General features: G+C 42.7%; 1 protein-coding gene. It reads right to left on the bottom strand.

All coding sequences use genetic code 11. The annotated features are described in order from the left end of the window. Positions 1-743: MMPL family transporter (locus A3763_RS22410; protein ID WP_231872290.1), on the bottom strand; the 743-nt coding region annotated here is incomplete at its 3' end. Positions 744-761 lie beyond the last annotated feature (18 nt).

Genomic DNA, 761 nt, shown 5'->3' with positions numbered 1-761 from the left:
TCGACCTGTTGTAAGAATTTCGGGTTGCTTATCTCACCGGATTCTCCGGCAACTAGTGAGTATTCAATTGTATAAATGCCAGAAAGGTTTTCAGCGGTAAAGTCGGTGTCTTTTCTAAATTCTACACTTTGCTTGAAGTAACCGACAAAGTCGTCATTTATCATATTTAATGGTATAGCAGAGAAAATGGCGATTGTTACCAAGCCGGTACCGATCAAAATTTGTCTGCGTTTGTTAATGACGAAATTAGCGATTGCATCAAGGCCTTTGTGTGCTTTATCTGCTTGCTTCTTCTCTTTTACCGGTAGCACCATAACCAGTGCTGGAAGTAAAAATACTGATAGAAAGAATGCTGCAACGACGCCCATAGCTACAGTATTACCTAAATCTCTGAAGGGTGGAACTTCACTAAAGTTAAGTGTCATAAAGCCAACAACTGTTGTGATGCTGGTGATGAAAACCGGCTGGAAATTGATACGTATGGCTTCTTGCATTGCTTCGGCTTTAAGCATTCCGTGCCGCATGTTAAATAGAAAGGTCACTAGAATATGAACGCAATCGGCAACGGCCATTGTCATGATTACCGTGGGCGCTGAGGTGCTTGGACCGGTAAGCGTCCATCCTAGCCAACCGAACATTCCCATTGCGCTGACGATAGACATTATTATGACAACCAAGGTTACGGCGGTACCGGTGAACGAACGTAAAAGCAATAATAAGGTGAAGATTATTATCACAAACATGACCGGAAACAGGTTTGC

Source organism: Oleiphilus sp. HI0128 (genome assembly GCF_001635365.1).
This window is presented reverse-complemented; position numbering and strand designations above follow the sequence as displayed.